26 protein-coding genes and 1 pseudogene are annotated in these 21,557 nt (G+C 55.0%); 13 read left to right on the top strand and 14 right to left on the bottom strand.

The features are described from left to right. Positions 1-13: 13 nt before the first annotated feature. From I554_RS0123920 to I554_RS0123870, 10 genes are all read right to left on the bottom strand, one after another. Positions 14-826: an ABC transporter ATP-binding protein gene (locus tag I554_RS0123920; protein ID WP_024577334.1), complete on the bottom strand. Its 813-nt coding sequence runs from the start codon at positions 824-826 to the stop codon at positions 14-16. A 5-nt stretch (positions 827-831) separates the two neighbouring features. Then, the gene (locus I554_RS0123915) at positions 832-2,046 is read right to left on the bottom strand and encodes an ABC transporter substrate-binding protein (protein WP_244432845.1); all 1,215 of its coding nucleotides are present in this window, start codon (positions 2,044-2,046) and stop codon (positions 832-834) included. Continuing rightward, positions 2,028-3,020 (bottom strand): branched-chain amino acid ABC transporter permease, encoded by a 993-nt coding sequence (locus tag I554_RS0123910; RefSeq protein WP_244432844.1) that lies wholly within the window; start codon positions 3,018-3,020, stop codon positions 2,028-2,030. Before I554_RS0123910 ends, I554_RS0123915 begins: the two co-directional genes overlap by 19 nt. 47 nt (positions 3,021-3,067) lie before the next feature. Then, entirely contained in the window at positions 3,068-3,949 is an 882-nt protein-coding gene (locus I554_RS0123905; protein ID WP_244432843.1) for a branched-chain amino acid ABC transporter permease, read from the bottom strand. Then, on the bottom strand, positions 3,946-4,746 hold the full coding sequence (locus I554_RS0123900) for an ABC transporter ATP-binding protein (protein WP_152527726.1): 801 nt from the start codon (positions 4,744-4,746) through the stop codon (positions 3,946-3,948). The genes I554_RS0123905 and I554_RS0123900 overlap by 4 nt, the downstream gene beginning before the upstream one ends. Before the next feature lie 292 nt (positions 4,747-5,038). Next, complete coding sequence (locus tag I554_RS0123890) at positions 5,039-5,359, bottom strand: DUF6166 domain-containing protein (RefSeq protein ID WP_024577338.1); 321 nt, start codon at positions 5,357-5,359, stop codon at positions 5,039-5,041. A gap of 82 nt (positions 5,360-5,441) precedes the next feature. Next, a complete protein-coding gene (locus tag I554_RS0123885) occupies positions 5,442-6,203 on the bottom strand; it encodes an SDR family oxidoreductase (protein WP_024577339.1) in 762 nt (253 codons plus the stop codon). A gap of 57 nt (positions 6,204-6,260) precedes the next feature. After that, entirely contained in the window at positions 6,261-6,446 is a 186-nt protein-coding gene (locus I554_RS0123880) for a hypothetical protein (RefSeq protein WP_006019206.1), read from the bottom strand. A 15-nt stretch (positions 6,447-6,461) separates the two neighbouring features. After that, positions 6,462-6,884, bottom strand: coding sequence for a hypothetical protein (locus I554_RS0123875; RefSeq protein ID WP_006019205.1), 423 nt, complete (start codon positions 6,882-6,884; stop codon positions 6,462-6,464). Positions 6,885-6,931: 47 nt separating this feature from the next. After that, positions 6,932-7,720, bottom strand: a complete 789-nt coding sequence (locus I554_RS0123870; protein ID WP_024577340.1) for a sterol desaturase family protein — start codon at positions 7,718-7,720, stop codon at positions 6,932-6,934. A 226-nt stretch (positions 7,721-7,946) separates the two neighbouring features. Here I554_RS0123870 and I554_RS26640 point away from each other — a divergent pair, with 226 nt between their 5' ends. The 7 genes and pseudogenes from I554_RS26640 to terL all read left to right on the top strand — a co-directional run bounded on the left by I554_RS26640 (position 7,947) and on the right by terL (position 14,379). Then, positions 7,947-8,642, top strand: coding sequence for a GntR family transcriptional regulator (locus I554_RS26640; RefSeq protein ID WP_081710854.1), 696 nt, complete (start codon positions 7,947-7,949; stop codon positions 8,640-8,642). 171 nt (positions 8,643-8,813) lie between these two features. Next, positions 8,814-8,948: pseudogene (locus I554_RS27065) on the top strand (methylisocitrate lyase); the annotation flags it as partial. 325 nt (positions 8,949-9,273) lie between these two features. Next, positions 9,274-9,855 (top strand): adenylate/guanylate cyclase domain-containing protein, encoded by a 582-nt coding sequence (locus I554_RS25840; protein ID WP_244432849.1) that lies wholly within the window; start codon positions 9,274-9,276, stop codon positions 9,853-9,855. A gap of 435 nt (positions 9,856-10,290) precedes the next feature. Continuing rightward, positions 10,291-11,031: a hypothetical protein gene (locus I554_RS0123850; protein WP_024577343.1), complete on the top strand. Its 741-nt coding sequence runs from the start codon at positions 10,291-10,293 to the stop codon at positions 11,029-11,031. 90 nt (positions 11,032-11,121) lie between these two features. Next, the gene (locus tag I554_RS0123845; RefSeq protein ID WP_029659996.1) at positions 11,122-12,492 is read left to right on the top strand and encodes a DNA methyltransferase; all 1,371 of its coding nucleotides are present in this window, start codon (positions 11,122-11,124) and stop codon (positions 12,490-12,492) included. Further along, positions 12,485-12,913 (top strand): DUF5681 domain-containing protein, encoded by a 429-nt coding sequence (locus I554_RS0123840; RefSeq protein WP_024577345.1) that lies wholly within the window; start codon positions 12,485-12,487, stop codon positions 12,911-12,913. Before I554_RS0123845 ends, I554_RS0123840 begins: the two co-directional genes overlap by 8 nt. Continuing rightward, positions 12,910-14,379 carry a phage terminase large subunit gene (gene terL, locus I554_RS0123835; protein WP_024577346.1) on the top strand — a complete coding sequence of 490 codons (1,470 nt, stop codon included), beginning with the start codon at positions 12,910-12,912 and terminating at the stop codon, positions 14,377-14,379. Before I554_RS0123840 ends, terL begins: the two co-directional genes overlap by 4 nt. A gap of 127 nt (positions 14,380-14,506) precedes the next feature. Here terL and I554_RS27055 read toward each other — a convergent pair whose 3' ends face one another. Then, positions 14,507-15,529 (bottom strand): hypothetical protein, encoded by a 1,023-nt coding sequence (locus I554_RS27055; protein ID WP_152527724.1) that lies wholly within the window; start codon positions 15,527-15,529, stop codon positions 14,507-14,509. Between the two features lie 137 nt (positions 15,530-15,666). Between I554_RS27055 and I554_RS0123830 the strand changes: the two genes are divergently transcribed. From I554_RS0123830 to I554_RS0123805, 6 genes are all read left to right on the top strand, one after another. Beyond that, positions 15,667-15,942: a helix-turn-helix transcriptional regulator gene (locus tag I554_RS0123830; protein ID WP_024577347.1), complete on the top strand. Its 276-nt coding sequence runs from the start codon at positions 15,667-15,669 to the stop codon at positions 15,940-15,942. Positions 15,943-16,079: 137 nt separating this feature from the next. After that, a complete protein-coding gene (locus I554_RS0123825; RefSeq protein ID WP_024577348.1) occupies positions 16,080-16,301 on the top strand; it encodes a hypothetical protein in 222 nt (73 codons plus the stop codon). Positions 16,302-16,398: 97 nt separating this feature from the next. Then, a complete protein-coding gene (locus I554_RS0123820; RefSeq protein ID WP_024577349.1) occupies positions 16,399-16,752 on the top strand; it encodes a DUF3489 domain-containing protein in 354 nt (117 codons plus the stop codon). After that, entirely contained in the window at positions 16,749-17,237 is a 489-nt protein-coding gene (locus I554_RS0123815) for a DUF2924 domain-containing protein (protein WP_024577350.1), read from the top strand. Before I554_RS0123820 ends, I554_RS0123815 begins: the two co-directional genes overlap by 4 nt. Continuing rightward, complete coding sequence (locus tag I554_RS0123810) at positions 17,227-18,771, top strand: recombinase family protein (RefSeq protein WP_024577351.1); 1,545 nt, start codon at positions 17,227-17,229, stop codon at positions 18,769-18,771. Before I554_RS0123815 ends, I554_RS0123810 begins: the two co-directional genes overlap by 11 nt. A 188-nt stretch (positions 18,772-18,959) precedes the next feature. Next, positions 18,960-19,505: a hypothetical protein gene (locus I554_RS0123805; protein WP_024577352.1), complete on the top strand. Its 546-nt coding sequence runs from the start codon at positions 18,960-18,962 to the stop codon at positions 19,503-19,505. Positions 19,506-19,576: 71 nt separating this feature from the next. Here the strand turns inward: I554_RS0123805 and I554_RS26635 are convergent, their stop codons facing one another. The 3 genes from I554_RS26635 to I554_RS0123795 are packed head-to-tail and all read right to left on the bottom strand — an operon-like array spanning position 19,577 to position 21,557. After that, on the bottom strand, positions 19,577-20,239 hold the full coding sequence (locus I554_RS26635) for a TIR domain-containing protein (protein WP_184087189.1): 663 nt from the start codon (positions 20,237-20,239) through the stop codon (positions 19,577-19,579). A 41-nt stretch (positions 20,240-20,280) separates the two neighbouring features. Continuing rightward, positions 20,281-20,886 (bottom strand): toll/interleukin-1 receptor domain-containing protein, encoded by a 606-nt coding sequence (locus tag I554_RS0123800; RefSeq protein WP_024578195.1) that lies wholly within the window; start codon positions 20,884-20,886, stop codon positions 20,281-20,283. After that, complete coding sequence (locus I554_RS0123795; protein ID WP_024577354.1) at positions 20,883-21,557, bottom strand: hypothetical protein; 675 nt, start codon at positions 21,555-21,557, stop codon at positions 20,883-20,885. Before I554_RS0123795 ends, I554_RS0123800 begins: the two co-directional genes overlap by 4 nt.

Below are 21,557 nucleotides of genomic sequence, written 5' to 3'. Positions count from 1 at the left end.
CTCGTTCACAATCCTAGGACAGCCAGCGCTTGCGGCGCTTGTAGTGTTTGATACCGCGAAAGCCCTTGGTCTCCGCGTTCGCCGCCCCAACGCCGAGATAAAATTCTCGAACGTCCTGATCGCGCAGAAGCTGCGCCGTGGGGCCGTCTGTTACGATCCTTCCCGACTCCATGATGTACCCGTAGGTCGAGACAGCGAAGGCGACGGCCGCATTCTGCTCGACCAAAAGCATCGAGACGCCCTGCTCGCGGTTGATGCGAGCGATGATCGTGAAAATTTCCTCCACCAGTTTCGGCGACAGGCCGAGCGACGGTTCATCGAGCAGCATGAGTTCTGGTTGAGCGATTAGCGCGCGGCCGATGGCCAGCATCTGTTGCTCGCCGCCGGATAGGTAACCGGCGCGCCCGGTTCGCCGCTCGAACAAACGCGGAAAATAAGTGTAGACGAGATCGAAAGGAGTCTTCGCGTCGCTGCGCCCTGACATTGCGTAGGTCGCCGCAGTAAGATTCTCCTCGACCGTCAGGTCTTCGAAAACTCGGCGTCCTTCCATCACATGAAACAGCCCACTCTGCACCAATTGATGCGGGGCGAGACGCGAGACGGCATCGCCCTTAAACAGGATCTCGCCGGTCGTGACGTTGCCGCCTTCCAGTTCAAGAAGATTGGAGACAGCTTTGAGCGTGGTCGATTTGCCAGCTCCGTTGGAGCCAAGCAACGCGACCACCGCTCCCTTGTCGATCTTCAGCGACAGGCCGCGGAGCACCTGGATCGTCTTGTTATAAACGACCTCGATATTATTTACTGAGAGAAGCGCATCCGCGTCCATTATCGTCACTTTGCAATCTTGATCCAGTCGGAGACCGGCTTCATGGTTTTGTTCGCGCCGTCGTACTGATAGACGCGACCGACAGGAATGGTGTTACCAGAGATCGAGATTGGTACGCCGATGATGCCGCCGGTATCGAAGTCCTTGATCGAATTCAACGCGGTCTTCATGTTGGTCGCGGTGAGATCCTTCTTGGCATCTAGTGTACGCTTTGCGGCTTCGACCATCAGCATCGCGGTGAGAAAACCCTGGGTATAGTATATCGTCTGATACTCGGGGCGGAGCTGCCGGATTTTGTCGAGTGTCGGCGACTTTCCTTCCGTGTCGAAATAATAGCGATATGGCATCACACCCATGTAGCCGTCGGCGACCGCAGCAGAATTGGCCCAGATGGAATTGTCCATCGACCAGAACGTGCCCATGAACTTGCTCTTAAGGCCCAGTTGCTTCATCTGCGTCATGAATTCCGGCAACGGCGCAAGAACATAGCCGTGAAAGATCGTGTAGTCGGGATCCGCCCGGCGCAGCTTTAAGACTTCGGTCGACACATCGACGCTGGTCGGCGGTGTTGCTATCTTACCGACAATTTTTAGACCCAATTCCGCCGCCCGCTTCTCTGTCGCCGCAATAGGATCCCGACCGAATTCGGTATCTGAGTTGACGAGAACAATTTTGGCGCCGGGCGTCGTTTTGGCGATATATTCCAAGAGAATACCGATCATTTGTGAATAATCGGGGCCAGGGATGAACTGATACGGAAAATTCTTCGTATCGTTCAACTCAGTCGCGAAAGATGTGCCGGCCATAAGGATATTGTCACGGCGATTGAGTTCGGCGTTGATGGTCTTGGAAAACCCCGTGGAATCGCCATAGTAGAGATTCACCTTCTCGCTGGCGGTGATGCGGTTGAACGCAGCGATGGATTTGTCGACCGCGTATCCAGTGTCTTCCGAAATATATTTAATCTTGCGCCCCCCGATGCCGCCAGCGTCGTTAGCGATCTTCACATAATCCTGAAACCCGACATTGATCGGAATACCTGCGAAGCCGAATGCGCCGGTCAGGGGCATCGATGCGCCGATGACAATATCATCGGCAGCGCGTGCCGACGTTTGGATTCCGAGAGCAAGACAGCCGGCGGCTGCATACGACATCAATTTCCGGCGCGTTGGAAAAATACTCATTATTTTCTCCCTACATACTACTTTTTGAACGGCCATAGATGGAAGAAGCGCCGTATGCGGCGCCAGGTCTCGGCGAGGCCCTGCGGTTCAAACAACAGAAACACAACGATGAGCAAGCCGAAAACGATTGTGCGAATTGGCGACAGCTGTGCTGTCGCGTTCGGAATGAAGGTCATGTATGAAACCAAGAGCTTGAGAAGCTCCGGGATCACGGTCATGAAGATCGCACCAAGGATGCCGCCAAGGATCGTGCCCATGCCGCCGACGATGACGGCGGCGAGGAAGAATATCGAATAGATCAACGGAAAGCTTTCCGGCGTAACCACGCGAAAGAAATAGGCCCACATCCCGCCAGCAATACCGGCGTAAAAGGACGAGAGCGCAAAGGAAAGCAGCTTGTATTTCAGCAGAGGAATTCCCAGCACTTCAGCGGAAATATCGCGGTCGCGGATCGCAATGAAGGCGCGGCCGATACGGGTCCGGAACAGGTTGGCTGCGGCGAACACCGATAGTGCGGTCAGTGGCACGAACAGCCAGTACAACTGGAACGGACGCACGAAATCGTATTCGAACAACCGCGCCGGCGGCATGCTGAGCCCCTGCGTACCTCCAAGGATCGACGGTCCGTTCGTGTATAGGAAATGCAGAATGAATGATGCCGCGATGGTCGCAATAGCCAGGTAAAGGCCTTTTACGCGAAGGCTTGGGACCCCGAAGATCGCGCCGACACCCGCGGCGACTACTCCAGCTGCAATCAAATTGAAGATAAAGGGCGTACCTACATGGATCTCGAGGATCGCGACCGTATAGGCTCCGACCGACATGAAGGCCGCTTGGCCCACGCTTATGAGTCCGGTATAGCCTGTGAGAATGTTGAGACCAGTTGTACCGACGATATGGATTGCGACGAGACACGCAAGATAAATCCAGTACTGGTCAGCCAAGAACGGAAACACCACCAGCCCTGCGAACAGCAACAGCAGCATCACGCGCTGCACATTGGTATCCAAAAACGACTCTGCCTGGGCATAAGTTTCGTGGGCGGCGCTTATACGCATCAGAGTCGCTCGATCTCGATTGTGCCAAACAATCCGTAGGGCCGGATCATCATGGCAATGATAAGAGTAACAAAAGTGACGAAGAGCTTGAATTCGCCGCCAAGATACGTACCGACGAGCGCTTCAATGACACCGATCGCCAGGCCAGCCACAAGCACCCCGGCAATCGAGTCGAGCCCGCCAACAATTACCGCGACGAGAACCGTTAATCCGAACACGCCCATGCTCGGCGAGATACCACCGACCGAGCCAATGAGGATCCCCGATACAGCCGTCGCCATCCCCGCGACAATCCACGAAATCGAGAACACCGCTGGAACGTTGATGCCGCATGAAAACGCTGCCCCCTGATCAGCAGCGGTGGCGCGCAGCGCCACGCCGCCGCGCCATTTGCGAAAGACCAAGAGAAAACCAGCTATGAGCAACGAAGCGACGACGAAGCATACCGCTATCTTCGGCGATACATAAGCATCGCCAATGAACACTGGTTTTGTCGGGAGGAAATTAGGCAGTGTTCTGGGATCTCCACCCCAGACGAGTTCAACAAAGCCAATCAACACCGAGCTCAAACCGACCGTCACCATAAACACCGAGATCGGACTTTCACCAAGCATCGGCCGTATGAGCGCCCGCTCCACCACGCCGCCAAGAACACCGCCACCGATCACGGTCAGTATAATCGCGAGCCACACAGGTAGGACCAGCGCGGTGGTCAGACCGAAGAAGAAATAGGCGCACAGCATCAACATCTCGCCGACAGCGAGATTGATCACCTTCGTCGCTTTGTAGATCAGCACAAAGGCGATGCCTGTCAGGGCAAACAACGCACCTGATCCCAGACCCGACAGAACAACCTCGATGAGAAAGAGCCAGTCCATCATACTGCCTTCTTGCAAGCGATACGCCGCGACAATTCTCCGACATCGCCGGACCCGAGATAGGCCGTGATCACGTCCGGGTTGTTCTGAATCTCCGCGGGTTTTCCGGCCGCGATCACCTGACCGAAATTCAGCACGACAACGTGGTCCGAGATATCCATCACGAGGCCCATGTCATGTTCGACCATCAGGACGGTCACCCCCCACTCCTCCTTCGCGTCGAGGATGAAACGCGCCATATCTTCTGTCTCTTCGCGATTCATGCCCGCCACCGGCTCATCGAGCATCAGCACGCGCGGCTGCATCGCAAGCGCGCGAGCAAGTTCGACGCGCTTGCGCAAGCCATAGGATAGCGACGCGACGGGATGATCGCGGATGTACTCCATCTCGAGGAAATCAAGCACGCGCCGCTCGAGCTCGGAACGCAGTTCAAGCTCCTCATGCCTGGCGCGACCGAAGTACCACAGCGCATCGAACACGTTCGTCTGCATGTGCGCGTGACGGCCGAGCTTGATGTTGTCCAGCACCGTCATGCCGCGAAACAGCGCGATGTTCTGGAACGTGCGTGCCAGGCCCATCTTGGCCCGCGCCGGCGGATGCAGCCGAGTAATGTCTTCGCCGCCGAATTCAATCTTGCCTTCCGAAGGTTTGTAAAAGCCAGATATGCAGTTGAATAGCGATGTCTTGCCGGCGCCATTCGGCCCGATCACCGCCGTGATCGCGCCCGGCGCTACAGAGAAGGCAACATCCGACAGCGCCTTCAGCCCGCCGAACGCAAGCGACAAATGGCTGACGTTCAAGCCTGCAGAGTCTGGCTTAGAAAAATCCGACAATTGATATCCCCCGTTGACCGTCGCGGCGCTTTTCGCGCTCTTGCAGTCATATTTTGAAAGCTTGTCCAATCTTATCGTTTCTGCACTACCGGCGTGCGATCCCGGTATTTTTGCCGCATGTCCATCGAGGTGATTGCGAGCCTGTTCTTATCCACCGTGCCGGTGCTCGACGCCCCAATGCTTCCCTTGCACTGCGATAGGCAGGCGCGAGACGATTTTGCAGCCAAGACGTGAACGACCACCCCAGCTTTCGCACATATCAACGTACCGAAGCATCGGTTGAAATAGGATGCATCTGCAACAATGCAGTTCGAATGTCCTCGCTTGTCATCACCCAGTCGTTGTCGAAATTCGCGACGATCTCTTTCATGAACCTCTCGGTCATCGACAACGCCTTCTGTTGATCGCCGTAATATTCGTTCAGTATTGCCAAAGACAATTGCATTGGCTCATCGCCTTCGTAACTCCATTCAAAGAAGCCGCTGCCATAAGTCCTGATATGGAGAACGTGATCCAGCGGCTGCCCATCGACCGTCACGCGCACTCCGTCAATCGATCTCGTTCCCTTGAAAATACTCATGTCCTTGCCCTTCAAGCCTTTGCACGGGTATCGAGCACAGGCCGCACATACACGCACCTATCGCGACAACCGCTCACAACCGTCATGAAAATGCTCGATATGCCAGAAACCCGCCATCCACCGGAAGTTCGACGCCGTTAATGTACGAAGCTTCATCGGATGACAGGAAAGCGATGGCTTCAGCGACTTCGGGAAAGAGACCAGTGCGCCCTAACGGGACCGACTTCAGAAGCTTTGGACGCAACTCCGGGTCGGCAGATGCAACAGATGTGCGCATCGGCGGCATCCACCCGGGAATAACCGCGTTCGAGCGGATGTTATCCTTCGCGTAGTATCCCGATGCTGACTTCACGAGAAGAAGTATTGCCGCCTTTGCCGCATTGTATCCCATGTGGACGTAATCCGCGCCAACCTTTCCCGCGATGGATGAGACGGCAACGATTGATCCACCGCCAGCCTGGGCAATGGCCGGTGCTGAATGTTTGATGCCAAGGAACGTTCCACGAGCATGGATCGCAAGGAGACGATCAAAATATTCCGTATCCATGACATCCGGAATCATCCCGCTGATCCCCGCATTGCTAACAAGCCCGTCGAGCCTGCCATAGCTGGATACAGCGAAATTCGCCGCACCGATCCAATCCGGTTCATTGCAAACATCGAGATGAAAGACCGACGCAGATCCACCATCAGAAATGATCGACTGAGCAACTCGCGAAGCGTCTTCATCGAGTATGTCGCCGATAACAATGTTAGCTCCTTTGCGCGCCATAAGGCGGGCGGCGCTCTCACCAAGGCCGCTCGCCGCGCCGGAAATAAGAAAAGTCTTGCCCGTCAGCTTCATTAGAAGTTCCTATTTCTCGGTGACGCCGTAACGCGTTTTCTCACTAACGCAACGTTCCTATTTGTTGACCTGACTTTTCGGTTTGACATCGGGAAAGACCCAAATGGCAAAAACCACGAACAGGCCAACCCCCACGGATACCAAAGCCGGTGCAATTAGTCCGATGCGATAGTCGTAAGCTGCGATACCGCAAGCAACAGCGAGAACAAGAATCGAAATCACAGACTTTATTTTGGCCATCATGATCTTATTCCTCGCTCAAATCATCGACAGCGTAGCTACGACAGAAGAGGATCGACAAAGCATCACCAGCGCGACTGCTTGAACGCAGAGCAAGACCGTCAATCCACCGCGGCTGTCGATCCAACGCTCGGGAAACACATCAAGGATGGCCGGCACAAAGAGGAATATCCAACTTGCCATAAGAATGATGCTCGACACGCGAAGGGTAAGCGCAGCAAACAAAGCCGTTCCTGCGAGTAGTAAGAAGAGCAAGAAGATGTTCACGACCACCAGGCCAGTTCCGCTCGGGGTCGAGAGATTGTTTGCTCGCACACCTAAGGGCAGCATGCCGGAAATTGTCAGCCCGCTTAGACAACAGGCTAGCCAAAGAATGGAGAACCATCCCAGCGACACGAGATCCGGCTCCACTGTACGGGCAATCGAAAGCGCAGCTTCCATCAACGTTGCTCCCAACTTGCAATTTACTCAAAGCACGACAGGCAAGCTCACTGGCTCTCCGCCAAGCGCTGCAATTTTAGCGTCGGTGTTTTTGCTGTTTTTCGCAGGCCCGATTTTACGTGCTTCCAGCTATTTCCATTGAAGACGTGCCCGAAGAAGCCGCGATCGAGATCGGACGTGCCGTAAACCCAATCGAAAATCGGAGTTCCGATGCCCATATTGACTTCCATCATGATGGAGTGGTCGTGATGGGCTTTGTGATGCCTGCGCGCGGTGTTGACGATCGGACAGTTGATCAGGAACCAATTGTCTTCGACGTGGCAGCAGAAATGAACAAACTCGTACCACATGTAACTACCAATCACGCTTGCCATGAGAAGCCAACCAACATTCGGCGAGAGCAGCAGACCGCAAATCACCGCGCTAGGCAGAGCCAAGAGAAGCATGGTGGCCATTGTGAACGGCGGGAAGAAAGTGACACGCCAGTCCATGTGGTCAGCAAATCGCATCTCATGGTCAGTGAAGAACTGATGATGCTGCAGAGTATGGCGCTTGTAGAGTTCACGAAGCGCCCCATTCTGCGCAGGCCGATGAAGCCATACACGGTGGGCCCAATATTCTCCGAACTGGTACGCCAGGAAAACAACAGGAATGGCGCCCCACTCCCACCACGCAACGTCACGCAAATTCGCCGCGCAGACGTAAACAACGGCGAGGCCGGAGACAAAAATCACCGCGACGTGAAGCCAGCCGTTGTACCAAGTTGCGATTTGATGACGATAGGTCGCACGGAACGCGCGTTGCCTATCGGACATGGCTGATTTCTGCAGTTCCATGACCCTTCCTCTCTTTTAGCCGACAATTCAGGATCATAACCCCATTTGCCGACGTCTGAAATTTCAGTTGTCGGCAACATAATCCCGGGGCCTGCCGCTTGTCAAGTCTGTTGCAGTGGCCATCTCCACCGCTCAAGCTGAGAGGTCATTTGCGTCGTTGCGATCGGACAAATGTCAGCTATGTGTAATCATATTGATCCGTCCAAATCGAGAGAGCCCCGGTCTGATGCTTCGCAAACATCATGTTCAAAAACGACAAAAGCCGTTCGCAGCCGACGAAGATGATCCAAACATCAGTTTGGCCGACCACGCCTATCGCGCTTTGGAGGAGATGATCGTTACTCTGCGATTGCAGCCGGGAGCCGCACTCTCCGAACAAACTCTTGCCAGCCAGTTGGGCATGGGCAGAACACCGATACGTGAAGCCTTGCGCCGTCTGGAACGCGAAGGTTTGGTTCTCATTCTTCCACGAAGGGGGGTTCTGGTCAGCGAATTGAACGTTCACAAGCAGCTTAGTCTTCTGGAAATGAGACGGGAGACTGAACGTTTGCTTGCTCGACTGTCCGCCGAACGCGCCAGTCCAGAACAGAGGAAGGAATTCGCTCACATCGGCTCGAATCTGCGCCAGCTTACCGAGGATACCGATGAAACATTATTTAGTCGCTGGGACAATCGGCTGACCGAGCTGGAATATGAGGCTTCCCAAAATGAGTTTGCTGCTAAATCCATGGCGTTACTGCACGGCCTGTCGAGGCGATTTTGGATAAAATACCATAGAAGACATGCAAGCTTGGTTGATACTGCTGTGCTGCACGCGAATTTGGCTGAACAAATTTGCAGAGGAAATGCGAAATCAGCAGCGGCAGCATCAGATAAGTTGCTGGATTACATTGAGGATTTTACCAGAAACACTATCGTGTAACTTCGTGCGATTTCTGATGCCAGCGCTAGAACGGAAGCGCGTACCAAATCGGACTGACTGACGAACAGGTCCTGAAGCTGCTCAACGGCCCGTCGCGTACTCTGAAGTTCCGTCATCTACTTCGGACCAGCCCCAGCAATTCGATGTCGTAGCGCCATCGCTCCGCTTCGAAAGCGGAAGCCCGGTGTGCCGTTGCCGGCGAACATGACAGAGTTCAGCAAGACGCCATTCTTCACCGCGCAGGAGTTCAAGGACATGGGCTACCATATGGTCATTTGGCCCGTGTCGTCGCTGCGCGTCGCGAACAATGATCTACCCCCTTTGAAGTGGTCCTCCCTGAAGTATGATTTTCGGATGGAGGATAGGATCGATGGCAAGGAAAAGGAATACGGCTGAAGAGATCGTTGCGAAGCTGCGGCAGGTTGATGTGCTGATGGCACAGGGCCGGCAGGTAGCAGACGCAGTCCGGGCGATATCTGCCGAAGCCGTTCGATCCGATCCTGCTGCGCGCGCGGATCAATGCTTGCTTGCACAAGAAGCGCTGGCGCGACCGCGAGCAGAAGTACCTTCGCCGCATCGAGGACGAGACCGCCAAGTTCGAGCGCTGCTGTTGACCATCCTGCCAGGACAGGTGATTGGCCGCCTGAACCAAGGCGAAGCCGTGATCGCCGACCACTTCGAGGGTGTGAGCGTTCCGTTCGCCGATCTGGTCAGCTTCACCGAGCACTCGGCAAGGGTCACACCTGCAGCGATGGTCGAGTATTTGAACCGGCTGTTCTCGGAGTTCGATGCGCTTGCCCGCGAGCACGGTGTCGAGAAGATCAAGACCATCGGCGATGCCTACATGGCCGTCGCCGGCTTGCCCGATCCGAACCCCGATCCATTCGCAGTGATCGCGAGAATGGCGCTTGGCATGATCGATCGGCTAGGTCACGTCAACGGCCATTTCGGCTGGCCCTTGCAAATCCGGATCGGCATACATTCCGGTCCCGTGGTTGCCGGCATCATCGGCACGCACCGCTTCATCTACGACGTGTGGGGCGATACTGTAAATGTCGCCAGCCGGCTCGAGGACTATTCTCTGCCCAATCGAATCCATGTGTCCCAGGATACCGCCCGCCACCTCGTCGGTTCCTTTGCGCTGGAGCCGCGCGGCAGCATTGACGTGAAGGGCAAAGGCAAACTGGAGACGTTTTTCTTGAGCCGGATCTAGGCGCGCGCACCGGCGAGGTGCATCCGACGTCGCTCGGGCGCGCGAAGGCGATCGAAGCTTCTGCCGACCGACAACGCCCCACCCCGCTTTCCGTTACGGAAATTTAGATGTCCCGCCACCACGCCAACGACTGCCCGTCATGCCCGCGTGGCGGCTCAACTGGAAGGGTCATTTGAAGCTTTTTGCTCCCCTCGGACAGGCGCGCGACTTCCGAGTTGGGTCATGAGCGGAATTGGTGCTCAGCGTCGACAAGGTTCGCTTTCACACCAACTGCGGACATTCTGAGTTAGTGTGCAGAACAGCTTCGTGGAGCCAGGTGTCTTATTCCGTAACGGTCATTACGCGAATCTCGCCACCCGATCTGCCTAGTACAAAACTGTTTTTCCTTGCACCTAATTCAGGTACTGATGAATTGCGAAACCAGAGGCGCGCGCCGTGCCCACCATCAACGAGTTCATCGCGGAGTACGTCCAGCAACAGCTGGACCAGCCGCACGTCCGCGAAAAACTTGAAAACGCAATGGAGCCTCTCCTCGGCTTTTTCGGAATGGTGGGTATGTTGCTTATGCGCACCCAATACCTCCCTCCTTCTTCGGGTTATGAACCACTCTTGGTTGAGGAAAACTTCAATCAGATCGCCGCTCGCGGTATTGCGCATATTGCCATCAGGCATGGCAGGCGAATGGCTAAGGAAAGCTATTCGATAAAGCCTGCCGCTGATGCGATAAGGTTTCTGGCAAAGTCCGGTCGCCACTCCGACTCCGTATTGGCCCGAGCCAAGATTATTCTCAGCATTTCCGAAGAGACATCGGTTATCGAGACCATATTCGAAAGTGCGGGCTTAAATGAGTTCGAGTTTCTTGGACTTCTTAAGGATGTGGTGGACGGCAACAAAAATGGCCTGAAGCGCATTTCTGAAATCGCTGCTTTAGCGTCCCGAACGCTGTCTATTCGTCGCGGACCGAAGATTACTGCCGCTTCGGCAGCACATGAATTTTTCATGGAGCAAACGAAGGAAAAAATCGAACTGCGCGCATATACTTACGATGATGTCGTAGGTGACTTTACCGACCCACTTACAATGGCTACGCGGCGGGAATTTGACGACCCTCATTTTGATCCGAAGCCTGCTCGTCGAAGGCTGAAGGCTCGAAAGGGAACAAAAACGCTCGACTAGTCCTGAAGTTATGGTTTCGATGGCAATTAGTACCTTGGACATTTTTTAGCGTCTGACCTCCTCTTGGCAAAGAACGCCATGGAGGCCTCAATGAAAAACGACAATGCGAGCGTCTTTGTGCAGTCTCGCACAGTTCCAATTGCTACTTTAGCTCGCAATCCCCGAAATCCTCGCGTCCATTCGAAGAAACAGATCAGGAAGATCGCGTCGAGCATTCGCAAGTTTGGATTTCTGAATCCTATTATTGTCGATGAAAACAACACCGTGCTTGCCGGGCATGGGAGGCTGGAAGCAGCTCAGATTGGGGGCCTCACCCACGTCCCGGTCGTGTGTTTCGGTCATCTGACACCGTTACAGAAGCGCGCCTATTTGATCGCCGACAACAAAATCGCGGAAGAAGCCGGCTGGAACCGCGAACTCTTAGCGATTGAATTGAGTGAGCTGACAGATCTCCTGCCCGTCGAAGGGTTGGATGTATCCGTAACCGGATTCGCGACACCCGAGGTTGATTTATTGCTCGCGGACATGGGCAATGCCAGCGCTGCAGAGGAAAGCATGCTGGTGCCCCTCCCCAAGCGGCCAGTCACCCAGGAGGGTGATCTGTGGCAGTTGGGAAGGCACCGCTTACTCTGCGGCGACGCTCAAAAGACTGCCTCGTTCAATCGCCTCCTCGAGGGAACGTTAGCGAACGCTGTCTTCTGCGATCCACCGTACAACGTTCGAGTAAGCTCCATTGGCGGCCGCGGGCGAATTCAGCATCAGGAGTTTGCTTTTGCCTCAGGCGAAATGAGCTCTGATCAATTTCGGAAATTTCTAACTCGAACATTAGGAAACGGAATCCGCGTCTCCAAACCCGGCGCAGTTCATTTTGTTTGCATGGATTGGCGCCATGTCGAGGACCTCATCGCTGTGGGGCGCAAGATTTTTGGAGCGATGCTGAACTTAGCGGTCTGGAATAAATCGAACGCTGGTCAGGGCTCGTTTTATCGATCGCAGCATGAACTCGTCGGGATATTTCGTGTCGGCGAAAATCCTCACAAAAACAACATCGAGTTGGGGAGTTTCGGTCGTAATCGATCGAACGTGTGGAGTTATCCAGGGGTCAACACATTCGGACGTCATCGTCTGGCGGCTCTCGCGATGCATCCGACGGTCAAGCCGACCGCGATGGTTGCGGACGCCCTACTCGACTGCACTGCGCGTGGCGATGCTGTTCTGGACCAATTCGCGGGATCCGGCACGATCTTCCTCGCGGCTGAGAAAGTTGGTCGTGTTGGCTATGGGATCGAGCTCGATCCTCGCTACGTCGATGTCGTCATTCGACGTTGGCAGAGCATGACAAAGCTCGAAGCGATCTTGGAGGGTGACGGGCGCACATTTGAGGAAATCGAAGAAGCCCGCTCGAAAGCCTCCGTCGAAACATCCACGCCGTCTCAAGAGCGGGTGAACAGCCATGGCTAGTCGCAAACGCAAGCCATCCGACGACGCCGTCGGCTACGGTCGTCCCCCAAAGGCGACGCAGTTCAAAAAGGGGCAGAGCGGTAACCCGAAAGGACGGCCCAAGGGGAGCCGGCCGATCGGCGCGGTGCTCCAGGACGTTTTAGGCCAGCGGATTGCTGTCACTGAGAACGGCAAGACGCGTCGGCTCCCTGCCTTGGAAGTCATGCTCAGACGACTTGCCAACGACGCCATGCGAAGCGAGCCCGTCGCGCTCAAGCTGATGCTCTCGCTGTATGACCGATACGGTGGTTCAGGGGAAGCAACGATCAAGCTCGATGAGATTTTGGAAGAAGACAAAGCGATTCTCGCCAGTTTTCTGAAAACACCAGCCGCTGGTTCGACTCATTCTCGAAAAGCAAAAACAGGAGACAGCCGCAAATGACAGGTGATGGCCGCATACTGAACGCGCTCTTGCGTGCAGATTTTAGAGCGTTCGTGCACAAGGTATTTCTGACACTCACACCCGGACAAACCTTTATCCACAGCTGGCATCTGGATGCGATAGCAGATCGCCTGGAACGCGTACGGCGGGGCGAATGCAGGCGCTTGATCATCAATATGCCGCCGAGATCCCTCAAGTCCATCATGTCGTCAGTAGCCTTTCCTGCCTATGTACTGGGGCATAATCCCTCTCGTCGCATCATCTGCGCGAGCTATTCGGGCGAGTTGGCCAAGAAGCACTCGAATGACTTTCGCGCGGTACTGGAGTCGAAATGGTATCGAGCCGTGTTTCCAGGAACGCGCGTGGGAGCTTTCAAAAACAATGAAATCGAAATCGAACTGACTGCTAGAGGATTCCGATTGGCTGCCTCCGTCGGCGGTACGCTCACGGGCCGCGGCGGCGACATTATCGTCATTGATGACCCTCTCAAGCCGGACGATGCGTTTTCTGAAGCCAAACGCAACGGCGCGAACCAGTGGTTCACGAACACGCTGCTCTCCCGGCTAGACGACAAGCGCACCGGCGCGATCGTAATCGTCATGCAGCGGGTCCACATGGACGACCTGACCGGATTCTTGACCGAGCAATCGGACGAGTGGGAAATTCTTAACCTGCCCGCTATCGCAGAGCACGACGAGACAATCCAGGGTTGGAACGGCGAGCTTCACTTTCGAAAAGCTGGCGAAGTCTTGTCCCCCGAACGCGAGCCGCTCCATGTCCTGGAAGCGCTGAAAATGCAAATCGGGAGCGATGCTTTCTCCGCGCAGTATCAGCAGCTGCCCGTCCCCCCGGGAGGCGCGATGATCAAGCGTCACTGGATTGTTCGGTACAAGGAGCTGCCTCCCATGTCTGAACGCCTGATGATCCTGCAGAGCTGGGACACAGCTAATAAAGGAGGCCCGCAAAATGATTGGTCGGTTTGCACCACTTGGATCTTGGCCAGCAAAATGCGCTGGTTTCTGGTGGATGTCTGGCGCGGACGCGTCGATTACCCCGCCCTCAAGGCAACTGTCGAGGCCCAGGCGAAGAAATGGGGCGCCCGACGCGTCCTAATAGAGGATGCCGGCGCCGGAACGATGCTGGTTCAAGAATTACGTGCAAGAGTTCCGGGGATCATCGGCGTCAGGCCCGATGGGGACAAGGTTAGCCGGATGGCAGTTGCGTCAGCAAAATTTGAAGCTGGCCAAGCCCTGCTCCCCGAGCGCGCGCCATGGTTGGCTGATTTCGAATCCGAACTCTTCGCATTCCCCGGCGTCAAACATGACGACCAATGCGACTCGGTTAGCCAAGCGCTCCTCGACAAAAATATCCCGTGGATGAGTTACATCTCACCGGACGAGTGGAAGGTCATTGTTGCCAAGTCGAAAATACCTACGCCGTATGGCAAACGGCGGCGCTGGAGTTAGTGTAAATTGGCAGGTCGCCCGTTTGGCTACTATGCGCTCATAGCAGAAGGACTATTTACCAACTAACTCAAACGCTCTGTGTGCGAGCAGGTAGAATTGCATCGTGCACCCATTGCCGCGATCACTCCTATGGAGAAACGACCACGGAACTGGTCAGAACCGGCTTCTTCATCCGGTCCATCTGTTTCTCATAATCTTGCGGACTTCGAGGTTGCTCGCCGGGCAGAGACACCAGGAATATTTCAACCTCGAATGTCCCTGGGCGGAACGGCTTCCCCGCCCACGAAAATGGTCCGGCTGAGAAAGCGCCAGCCAACGCAGTTGTGGCGACACCGAGAACTTCGCCTTTTGGGCCGGCGGCTGGAAGGCAGTCATCCTCACACATGGGTCGGCCGGACGAGAGCAATTCGCGTGCATTAGGCAGGCGAGGCTTCGTTATCGACACAAGCAGCTTTGTGCCGTCAGGAAGATCTGTGTGACCTACGATAGTGGGGAACTCGCCTTTTGTAGCCGTCAGCGTCATGTTGTAGGAACGCGCCGCAGGCTCACCACCGGACATCTGACTCGACGAGTCATTTCGGGTACGGACCTCCTCGCTGCTGATCACATAACAGATGCGAAGCTGTTCGGACGATAGCCCGCTTCCGACAAGCCCAAATCCCGGCCTGCAATAATCCGGCTTGGGCTTGGCTTCCACGGCCGCGGTGATCCTGGCGCAACTTGCCGGAGAGAATCCAACGCAATACTGAGCTGGCGTGGGTTTCGGCTGGGGAGAAGATGAATCCTGAAATCGAGTCTCCTTTGCACCCGCGCATGCGATCTGACTTATTCGGCCGATGATTGATCGCGGCGGAGCATAGCTCGTTGGACCAATTCCGGGACCAGTGGAATCCCGATACTTTCCCTGGCAATCAAACCAGAAACGACGCATGTTCTCCGGATTGTAGCCTGGTCCCTCTACGGCATAGACAACGGACTCGGCGGTCCCGTTATTGAAGTGCGAAATTGAATTCAGGTCGACTTGATAAACAGCGCCATTGTCTGCTTCGACCTTTTGCCATTGAGGTTTATAGGCTGCTTGAGAAAATGCTGAATTCGTAATTGCCACCGCCCCTATTGCAATAATTAAAGTGCCTTCAACAACACGCATCGGCTGCCTTTCCCTTCCACCAGCCTCATCGGACCGGCTCTCGCAGCCATAGCGTGCTTTCTCAAAAATATCCAGTTTTGGGATAATCCGTTTCTGGGATCAAATTGTGTGCCGCCGATTCACGGCCTTGGCGGCGCATGCAGAAGACCCTCAAATCCGCGGAATATGCCCGCCTGATCGACCTGCTTGTCGCAGTGCGGAAATCGGCGGACGTTCGCCAGCAGGCCTTGGCCAAGAAACTTGGGCGGCCTCAATCCTTTGTTGCGAAGTATGAGAACGGGGAGCGCCGTCTTGATGTCATCGAATTCACGGCCATTGCGCGCGCTCTTGGCGCCGATCCTGTGAAGCTGTTCAAAGACTACGTTGGCGGAAAGGGCTCGCCCAAAGCCGCCTCAAAGCGTCCGACTAAATAAGCCGTGCAGCTTCGGGCTTCTTTTTTTGATCACAACGTGATCCGGACTGGCCGATAAGAGCCATAAGATTGCTGCGTTTCCGCTCGACTTCCCCCGCACGTGGAGCGTCACTGTCGCCGCAAATCGGAGGCAGAATGATGGATCGCAAAGTTACAGAACAGGCAATCGGGCTTATCCTCACCGAGATCGGCATTCGCCTTGGCGAGGCCGCGCGGATTGCCAAGGCCGCGGAAGCCTGCGCGCTGGCCGGCAGTGTCGCCGAGGGCGTCAGAGTTTCGATGGATCTCGAACAGATTTTCTATGAGACCGGCCGCTTGCAGGATGCAGCTTCCCTCCTGAACCGGTTGTCGAGCGACTAAGGATCTCTTCCAACCGTAAGGTTCTCTGCCCGTCGGCAACCGACGGGCTTGCGGCAGTGGCGGCACAGGATGCCGTCGTGCACGCAGGAGAACCGAAATGCCCATCAGCAATCGAAAGCCCTCTCGCAAGACCGGGCGTAAATCCTCACCGTCATCAAAGCGACCGACGAAACCGGCCTCGAAGGCTCAGCTGCCTGTCGCGCCGAAGAAGCCGGTCATGGAGAAGACGCCGAACGTGGCCGTGTCCAAGCAGGACAAGGTCCTCGAGATGCTCCGTGCGCCGTCCGGCACCACCATCGCCGCCATCATGAAGGCAACCGATTGGCAGCAACATTCGGTGCGGGGTTTCTTTGCGGGCGTAGTGCGCAAGAAGCTCAAGCTGAACCTGACCTCGGAGAAGGTCGGCGACGAGCGCGTCTATCGGATCGGCAAGACGGCGTCTGCGAAATGATCCAAGCGCCCTCCTCCATGAAGCCAGTTGATCCCACGGTGGAAGCCGAACTGGATCGGCTGGCGACAGCTCCCATCGTCGAACTGCGCAAATATTACCGGGAGGTGCTTCGAACAGATCCGCCAAAGGCGTTCGGTCCGGACCTGCTACGCCGGAGCATCGCCCAGCGGATTCAAGAAAAGGCCTATGGCGGGTTGTCCGGCTCGACCAAGCGCCTGCTCGATCAGCTTGTGAAAGCCATGGCCGCCAAGCCAACCGGGAAGCTGGAGTTGCCGCGCCGGATCAAACCGGGCTCGGAGCTAGTCCGGACGTGGAAGGGAAAGACTTACCGCGTCGTGGTCCGGCCCGACGGTTTTGCCTATGACGGCAAGACCTATGCATCCCTCTCCGAGATCGCATCCCTCATTGCCGGTAGCAATTGGAATGGCCCGCGGTTTTTCGGCCTGCGGTCGAAGCCTTCGAGGGAAGCGGCAGATGGCAAGTAGCGTCTCCAAACCCCTGCGCTGCGCCATCTACACCCGCAAATCGACCGAACATGGGCTGGAATTGGAATTCAACTCGCTCGATGCCCAACGGGAGGCTTGCGAGGCATATATAAAGAGCCAGGCATCACTCGGCTGGAAGGTGCTGCCGCAGCCTTACGATGATCCGGCATTCTCCGGCGGCAACCTCGAGCGTCCTGCCCTCAAACAACTTCTGAAGGATATCGACGCAGGCAAGGTCGATGTCGTCGTGGTCTACAAGATTGACCGCCTCACCCGTTCACTGGCCGATTTCGCCAAACTGGTCGAAGCGTTCGATGCAAGATCGATTTCTTTTGTCGCCGTGACGCAGCAGTTCAACACCACCACTTCGATGGGCCGGCTAACCTTGAACGTCCTGCTGTCCTTCGCTCAATTCGAACGCGAACTCTCCTCCGAGCGTGTCCGGGACAAGGTCGCCGCCTCGCGCCGCAAGGGGAAATGGACCGGCGGGACAGTCCCGCTCGGTTATGACGCACGTGAAAAAAAGCTCGTCATAAACTCGACCGAGGCAGAAACTGTCCGCATTATTTTTCGGCGTTACATTGAGTTGCAATCATTCGGCCGCCTGGTTGCGGATCTCGATAAGCGCGGCATCGTCACCAAGCGGCGAAACACCAAGGTCAAGAAATTCAATGGCGGCATCCCATTCACCTATGGTCCCCTCGCCCATTTCTTGAAAAACAGAATTTACATCGGCGAAACCGGTCACGGCGGCAAATGGTATCCGGGCGAGCACAAAGCAATAATCGACCGAAAAACCTTCAACAAGGTTCAAGAACTGCTCGCGGCCGGCACCAACAAAAGGAAAATTAAACGATCCGAAAGCGGAGCACTGCTGATGGGCAAACTGTTCGATGATCGCGGCAACGCAATGAGCCCAAGCTTTTCGTCGAAGAACGGCGCCCGCTATCGCTTCTATGTCAGCTCCGCAATCCTGCGTGGCCGCAAAACCCAAGCCGGATCGGTCGCGCGCGTCTCGGCAACCAACATCGAACAGACCGTGATGAGCGCTCTGCGCGAACGTTTGAAGATCGATAAGGCCATGTTGGATGCGGATATTATCGGTATCTATGTTGCGCGTGCCGAGCTAAGCAGCCGTGCCATCAAAATCACCACATCTCCAGCAGCGAAGCTTCGATCCAGCCAGTTCACAATTCCTTGGCAGGTGCGCCGACCGGGTTCTGCAACTGTCATTGAAGCAGGCAGCGAAGGCCAGCCCGACGCAAAACTGGTTCAGGTCATTGTCCGAGGCCATGCATGGTTGCGCGCTCTAAAGAACAACAAATTTGACACTGTCGAAGCGCTAGCCGCCTCGGTCAAACTGCATCCAAAGGCAGTGCGGCAGGAACTGCGCTATGCATTTCTCGCACCAAACATCACAGCAGACATTTTGAATGGCGATCAGCCGTCGAACCTATCCTTGGTCCGGATCCCAAAGACCTTACCGCTGGCATGGTTCGAGCAATGCCAAGCGTTGGGATTCAAACCGGGATAATCCGATAACATCGGTGATCTCAGAGAATTTACCACTCTCATGGTGGGTCAGCATAACTCGATGCACCGTGTGATTGACAACAAACGTAGCCGAGATAATTCTATGGTACTGGCTGCCGCTTAGTGTCCAAGACTGGGGTTAGCCAGCAGCAGCCCGATCGGTGAGGTGACGTCCACAGTGAGTCTTTGATGATCGGCGTCTTTATTGATGGAAACGTTTGGAATTTCCTTTACGAGAGGCATCTTGACCTAGCCGTAGAACTGCCCGCGCCTGAATTCGCCATCATGCATACTCGCGAAGCGGAATTCGAGATACCTGTCGGCAAGCCCGACCTAGACGATTTCATTCGCAAGACCATGCAACGGTGCAACGTCCGCACAGATTCCATCTTCGGATTTGCTGACGATACCAAGTCACTCAACGAGCAGCGGTTTGGCGGATTCGATCAAGGGCGATTCGCCGCTCCCGAAGAAATCGATTTCATGCTGAAGTACGGAACATCTGGGATAGTACGCCCTACTAAGCTTCAAAAGCACGAAGCCGACATTTCGCTAGCAGCGAAGTCGTTTCACTCGATCGTCCTGACATTGGACAAGCGCAGCAGCCCTCTGCGCGCGGCGCGCGGTGCCGGGGGCAAAGTAGTGTGGTTAAATGACATCGATCAAAACAGTCTAACGTTAGCAACGTATGTTCGAGCAGCGATCGAGCACCGAACTGATGAACCTCGCCAATAGTCATTCTAAATGTTGTCTTACATTTGTGCAGGCAAGGTAGCTCGCTCTCTAATGTTGCGACAATCCTTGCGTTAGCGACCCGCTTCCTGCGCTGCAAGATCTATCCATGCCCCGATGTTTGCATGTCCATTATTCTTCCAGTCGTACAGGCGCACGAACTCGGACAGCCGAAGAGGCTCTCCTTGGCGAGGTTTTTTCATGTATTTTGGGACCTCGATCGGCGTTGTGTGCTTTCCGTACCATTCCCATTTATATTTTCCGCTAACCGAGCGACGTTCACATAAATAGTAGCTACCGTTCTGCCGCGCTGCCACCCCCAGATAGCGACATGGGTTTTCACCTAATTTATTCACTTCGCCAGTCTCATGATGTTTTATTGAATTTATATTGACACCCAATAGTCCCTTTCCATCGATAACGCTGCGAGCGATTTCGTATCGCACCCACGGCCGTTGCCATGTGGCCGAACCTATGAGCACACAAACCGCTGAAGTATTGTGAACACCATCTCTAATCATCTTGCGCAACGCCTCATCACTCTCTGTTCGCTTCTTCTCCCACAAGCTTTTGTCGTAGTAGCCTTCGATATGCCTTCCTGAATCCGACGATGATTGCGCGAATTCGCCTGATTTTCTTACGACATTTACACGAAATACATCCTTGTAATGGAACGAAAAGAATACCCGCCGTTTCGTAGGCGCAGGAATTCCGCTCAAAGAAAAAATTCCGGACAAATCGCATCTCTCCATTAAGCAACGCTCGGGAAACATAAGCGCTAGAAATTTCGAGGTCGCATTGATACCGATTGCCCCGCACGCCAGTGGTCAAAGCCAGTGGAGTTTGGGGATTCGATGATGGTTATTCCTCGGCTGTTTGTTACGATCGGCCGAACGACCATCAGCTCACCCACTTCATTGAGTTCAATGTACGGATAAAGTCCGAGGAATTCTCGTCCTCGATAGCTCCGTTTCGCCTCTGGTAATACAGGTAGTACTCCAACCAAACCTTTTCCGCCGTCGAACCAGCCAAGCTCCCAGCACATCCATCGCGATTGCTCCGCCTGTTCCGTGTCAATGAAAAGGAGTGTATCGCTAGCGGACATCGCGCTGCGAATAGTTTCCGCGTTGGCTGGTGTAACCTGCGCGCCCGTCTCGTTTCGCGCCGTAATCCAATCGCAAAAGACTGTCAGGCCTTTTTCAACGAGAAAACTGTAGACTCCGAGGACTATTTCGGCATCTCTGGCGGTCTGCGACAGGAAAACGTTATATCGTGTTAGCGATTGAGTGGATTGTCTTTTGAGCAACTCGTCTGCGCTCTGGCCTGCCCTTTGAACCCACTCCCGCGCACGTTGGCGCATCGATTCTTCCGTCAAGAACGTCATGGTGACATCAGCGTGTTTGGCTTTGAGTTCGGCGACTTAAAAAATCGATCATTGACGTTTTTTGGTTGTTCTTCGGGGGTGTTGTAACGGTTCTCCCTCGGAGAAATATCAAGATGACGGTGGAACAACGCGACATAATCCATGTCGTTCGCAAGATCAGATTTGAACCCCGGAACGGCGTCAACTAGCTGCAGAACGGCTCCTCCGGTAGACGCTACGGGAAGCATTCTTGCTTTGGGTTGAAGGTGTCGGAAAAGGTTGAACTCGTCGATGATGCCTTGCATCCCCCCGATAAAGACCGCAGCGCTGTAGCGCTCGTCGGCAAACATCGACCTTCGCATTTCCATCAGGCTCTTCTCGCGATCGTGATCGATATCCGCTGTATAAACTACGTTCTGAAATCGAGCATTGTCGTCCGGAAAGTCTTCTTCAAAATGACGGGTTTGATAAAGCTTCACCCACCGCCCGTAGTCCACTCCCAGCCGTTGGGCGACAACCCAAATCATCGGCGTGATTGCGGGTTGCCCGCCCCATACCAACGGCCGACGGCCCAATGTCACATGAATGAGTGCGGACACTGCCGCCGTTATTGCGACGGTGTCCGCTGTTTTCGCGAAGTCGGGCCCTCGTTTTGGGTCAGGCATTCCGGCGGAAAGAAAGATCGCATTCAT

The sequence above is a fragment of the Afipia sp. OHSU_II-C1 genome (assembly GCF_000497575.1).
GTDB lineage: Bacteria > Pseudomonadota > Alphaproteobacteria > Rhizobiales > Xanthobacteraceae > Afipia.
The sequence above is the reverse complement of the archived record's forward strand: the minus strand, read 5'-3'. Positions and strand labels throughout refer to the sequence as shown.